A 4,355-nucleotide genomic window follows, 5' to 3' on the forward strand; every position below is an offset into this window, starting at 1 on the left:
CGCCCGGCCAGGCGTGCTGCTCGGTGCCGACGGCGACACCCACGCGCGGCGGCGCGACGGTCGTCCCGACGCCCCGGCGGCGCTGCAGCCGGCCTTCGAGTTCGAGTTGTTCCAGAGCCTGCCGGAGTGTGGCCCGGGCGACGCCGAAGCGGGCGGCCAGGTCTCGCTCGTTGGGCAGGATCTCGCCCACGGAGAACTCGGAGTTCAGTGCCTCACTCAGCACTGTCTTGAGATGCCAGTACTTCGGCTCCGGCACCGATTCCAACTGCGTGGTCCCCACCCTGTCCTCCGCAATCGCCGTGGTCCGGCCGCGTTTTAGCGCCCTTGTTTATTAAAGGTTGTTTCACTTATCAGTGACCATAGGACGGCCCACACCCTTGGTCAAGACCAATCCTCGATCCCACAGGCAACACAGAGAGCGGTTGCCATAGAGCGTTCACGGGGCGTTCGTAAAGGGCGCGTTTCGTGACACGACGGCAAAGCCCCCGTCGCGAAACGGGGGCTCTGCCGGAGGCTCGGCTAAGCGGAAGCCAGTGACCGGAGCTTGTCGGGGTTGCGGACGATATACACGGATCGGATGCGTCCGGCGGATACGTCCACCTGGAAGACGCTGTCGGGCTTGCCACCCGAAAGGACCAGCACCGCGGGTCCGCCGTTCAGCTCAAGGAAGCGGAACGAGATCTCCGGGATGCCCTTGCCTGCGACGGCGATCAGGAAGCGGCCCACATTGTCCGCAGTCTCCAGGATCCGCAGCGGCGCCTTGGCCTTGCCGCCGCTGTCACCCACCAGTCGGACGTCCGGCGCGAGCAGCTCCATCAGGCCCGCCAGGTCGCCGTCCGCCGCCGCGGCGAGGAACCGTTCGGTCAGATCGCGGCGTCGGGCCGGGTCGACCTCGTAGCGCGGGCGCCCTTCGTCGACGTGCTTGCGGGCCCGTCCGGCGAGTTGGCGCACCGCGGGCTCACCGCGGTCCAGCATGGCCGCGATGTCGGCGTACGGGTAGCCGAACGCCTCCCTGAGGACGAACACGGCGCGCTCCAGCGGCGACAGCGACTCCAGGACGACGAGTACGGCGAGGGAGACGGAGTCGGCGAGCACGGCGCGTTCCGCGGTGTCCTCGACGGTGTCCCCGAAGTCGGTCACGTACGGCTCGGGCAGCCAGGGGCCGACATAGGTCTCACCGCGCGCCTTGATCTGGCGCAGCCGGTCGATCGCGAGGCGGGTGGTGACGCGCACCAGGTAGGCGCGCGGTTCGCGGACCGCGCGGTGGTCGGCTCCGGACCAGCGCAGCCAGGCTTCCTGGACCACGTCCTCGGCGTCGGCCACCCGCCCGAGCATGCGGTAGGCGACTCCCATGAGGACGGAGCGGTGGTCTTCGAAGACGTCGGTCGGCGTGTCGGTGGTCACGGTCCTATCCCATGCGACGCGTGCGGCCCTGTCCAGGAGCAAAACGTGTGTCCCGGAGCAGAATTGGCCACGGGCCGACGGGCGTCCGGCGGCCCCTTCCGGAGGTGGCGATGCGGTACGCGGTGCTGGGTACGGGCGAGGTCGGCCAGGCCCTGGGCGGCAAGTTGGTCGAGTTGGGGCACCAGGTGACCCTGGGCTCGCGCACGAAGGACAATCCGGCCGCCGCGAAGTGGGCCGAGAGCGCGGGTGCCGGAGCGGGTGCCGGTACATTCGCGGAGGCCGCCGCGGCGGGCGAGGTGATCGTGAACGCGGTGGGCGGCCGGGTGGCGCTCGCCGCGTTGGAGGCGGCCGGGGCGGAGCATCTCGACGGCAAGGTCGTCCTCGATGTCTCCAATCCTCTAGCGTTCGAGGACGGCCGGCTCAGGCTGTCGCCGGTGGAGTCGGACAGTGTGGGTGAGCAGATCCAGCGCGCCTTCCCGCACGCGCGCGTGGTGAAGTCCCTCAACACCGTGAACTGCCAGGTGATGGTGGACCCTTCACTCGTGCCGGGCGAGCACCAGGTGTTCGTGTGCGGCGAAGACGCGGACGCCAAAGCGCAGGTGACGGGCCTGCTCGGGGAGTTCGGCTGGCCCGCGCGCCGGGTGCTGGACCTGGGCGGCATCGAGTCGGCGCGCGCCGTGGAGATGATGCTGCCGCTGTGGGTGAACCTGTTCCGGACCCTCGGGCACGGCGAGTTCAACCTTGAGGTGCGCAGCGCGCGTTGAGGTCCGCGAGGTACCCGACGATGGGGGCTACCGGTCGGTAGCTTTTGCTGACAAGCTGTCTACACGGCCTGTACGGCGTCTGTCAGCGAGTCCAGACGAGGAGCATCCCCATGTCCGCCACCGTCTCCTTCCCGGTCCCCTCTCCGCACGGCCCGCGGACCGTGACCCTGTCCTACGCGCGCGTGGGCAGCGGCGAACCGCTGCTCCTGCTGCACGGCATCGGTCATCACCGGCAGGCCTGGGACCCGGTGGTGGACATTCTGGCGACCGAGCGGGACGTGATCGCCGTGGACCTGCCCGGGTTCGGCGCCTCCCCCGCGTTGCCGGAGGGGCTGACCTACGACCTGTCCACGACGGCCGCCGTCTTCAGCGCGTTCTGCGAGGCGCTGGGGCTCGAACGTCCGCACATCGCGGGCAACTCCCTCGGCGGTCTGCTGGCCCTGGAGCTGGGCCGCGAGAAGGTCGTACGGTCCGTCACCGCCCTCTCCCCGGCCGGGTTCTGGTCCCAGGCCGAGCGCCGCTACGCCTTCGGGGTGCTGCTCACCATGCGGCGGATCGCCCGCAGCATGCCGCTCCCGATGGTCGAGCGCCTGTCGCGCACGGCGGCCGGCCGCACCGCCCTGACGAGCACCATCTACGCCCGGCCCGGCCGCCGTTCACCCGAGGCCGTGGTCGCCGAGACGCTCGCGCTGGTCAACGCCCCCGGGTTCGACGACACGCTCCGGGCCGGTACGACCGTCCAGTTCACCGACGACGTCCCCGGCCTGCCGGTCACCGTGGCCTGGGGCACCCAGGACCGGCTGCTGCTGCGCCGCCAGGGGGTCCGCGCCAAGCACTTGATCCCGCGTGCGCGGCTCGTGCGGCTGCCCGGCTGCGGGCACTGCCCGATGAGCGACGACCCGGCGCTGGTCGCGCGGGTCATCCTCGACGGCAGCCGCTGACCGGCCCGGGAACCGCGTCAACGCACCTGATCCCAGGGCCACTCCGGCGCCGACGAGGGCGCTGCCTGCGGCCTGGGCGGCCCCGTAGGAGCCCGTTCCGACGAGCGGCGCGGTACCGGCCGCCGCGACCGGGATGAGGCCGGAGAAGAGCGTGGCGCGCTCCGCGCCGATCCGTTGCAGGCCCATGTACCAGCACACGAAGCCGACGACCGTGACGACCGCCGCCTGCCACAGCAGCGCGGCGGCCTCGGTGGCATCGGGGCGCCGCAGCCAGGCGCTCCCGTCGATCACCGGCCCGGCCGCCGCCGCCTCGATCGCGGCCACACCGCACACCGTGGCCGACAACAACCGCGGCCCCAGGGGCCGCAGCACGGGCACCGCGAGCACCGCGAAGCCCACCTCCCCCGCAAGTGCGCACCCGGAGAAGGTGATTCCGGCGGCGTCCGTACGCCCCCACCCCTGGACGGTGAACGCGCCGACGGCGACGAGCGACGCCCCGTAGAGCACGATCCTGCGCGGCCGGCGTCCCTCCAGAAGCGGAACGAGGGTCGCGACGGCCACGGGAGCGCAGCCCACGAAGACGCCCGGGACGGCCGGTTCGGCGCTGTGTTCGGCGGCGATGACGGCCAGGTTGAAGCCGACCATGCCGATGGCCGCGAGCAGTGCGAGTCGCACCCATTGACGTGGCGTGAGCGCACGCAGCCTGGTCGTCGCGTCCTTGCCGGTGAAGGGGAGCAGCAGCAGACAGGCGAGGCCGTACCGCAGGAACTGGCCGCCCGCGTACGGGTAGTGGCCGAGAACGCTGTTGGCGGTGAAGGACGCGCCGACGAGAACACAGGCGAAGGCGGCGAGTGGGGCGCCGCGGGCGGTGGTTGCGGTCATGGCGGCGACGCTAGGGAGCGTGGCGGTCCGGTTTAAGGTCCACTTCCATGACGTCATCGCGGACCAATCCGGAGGGGCCGAACGATCCAGAGGGGCCGAACGGTCTGGAGGGTCTGACGGGTTCCGCCGCGTGGGAACTGCTGTTGCCCGCCGTGTCGGCACCGGCACGCACGCGTGGCCGTTCGCTTCAAGCCGCGTTGCGCGAGGCGGTGCGTACAGAGCAGCTGGCGCCGGGCACGCGGTTGCCGTCCAGCCGGGACCTGGCGGCGGACCTCGGGGTGTCGCGAGGCCTGGTCACGGAGGCGTACGAGCAGTTGACGGCGGAGGGGTATCTGCGCAGTGGCCGGGGCGCGGGCACCTGGGT

5 protein-coding genes and 1 pseudogene are annotated in these 4,355 nt (G+C 71.3%); 3 read left to right on the plus strand and 3 right to left on the minus strand.

The genetic code is table 11. The features are described from left to right. Together R6V09_RS47115 and R6V09_RS47120 are read right to left on the minus strand one after the other, a co-directional pair. The coding region (locus R6V09_RS47115; protein WP_317887606.1) for a GntR family transcriptional regulator at positions 1 to 280 on the minus strand (280 nt) is incomplete at its 3' end. Between the two features lie 239 nt (positions 281 to 519). Beyond that, positions 520 to 1,404 (minus strand): RNA polymerase sigma-70 factor, encoded by an 885-nt coding sequence (locus tag R6V09_RS47120; protein ID WP_317887607.1) that lies wholly within the window; start codon positions 1,402 to 1,404, stop codon positions 520 to 522. 110 nt (positions 1,405 to 1,514) lie between these two features. On the opposite strand from R6V09_RS47120, the gene R6V09_RS47125 reads away from it, so the two are divergent. Both R6V09_RS47125 and R6V09_RS47130 read left to right on the plus strand, forming a co-directional pair. Beyond that, positions 1,515 to 2,168, plus strand: coding sequence for an NADPH-dependent F420 reductase (locus R6V09_RS47125; RefSeq protein ID WP_317887608.1), 654 nt, complete (start codon positions 1,515 to 1,517; stop codon positions 2,166 to 2,168). 110 nt (positions 2,169 to 2,278) lie between these two features. Then, entirely contained in the window at positions 2,279 to 3,109 is an 831-nt protein-coding gene (locus R6V09_RS47130; protein WP_317887609.1) for an alpha/beta fold hydrolase, read from the plus strand. Between the two features lie 45 nt (positions 3,110 to 3,154). Here the strand turns inward: R6V09_RS47130 and R6V09_RS47135 are convergent. Next, positions 3,155 to 4,048, minus strand: a pseudogene (locus tag R6V09_RS47135) (DMT family transporter); the annotation flags it as partial. Here R6V09_RS47135 and R6V09_RS47140 point away from each other — a divergent pair. Beyond that, positions 4,039 to 4,355, plus strand: a 317-nt coding sequence (locus R6V09_RS47140; protein ID WP_317887610.1) for a winged helix-turn-helix domain-containing protein, incomplete at its 3' end; no start/stop codon positions are given. The pseudogene R6V09_RS47135 and the gene R6V09_RS47140 overlap by 10 nt on opposite strands.

Source organism: Streptomyces sp. W16, from assembly GCF_033194735.1.
Classification (GTDB): Bacteria; Actinomycetota; Actinomycetes; order Streptomycetales; family Streptomycetaceae; genus Streptomyces.

Excerpts from the sequence above, each read along its gene's own strand:
- R6V09_RS47125 (WP_317887608.1), top strand. The coding sequence starts at position 1,515 with ATGCGGTACGCGGTGCTGGGTACGGGCGAGGTCGGCCAGGCCCTGGGC.
- R6V09_RS47130 (WP_317887609.1), top strand. The coding sequence starts at position 2,279 with ATGTCCGCCACCGTCTCCTTCCCGGTCCCCTCTCCGCACGGCCCGCGG.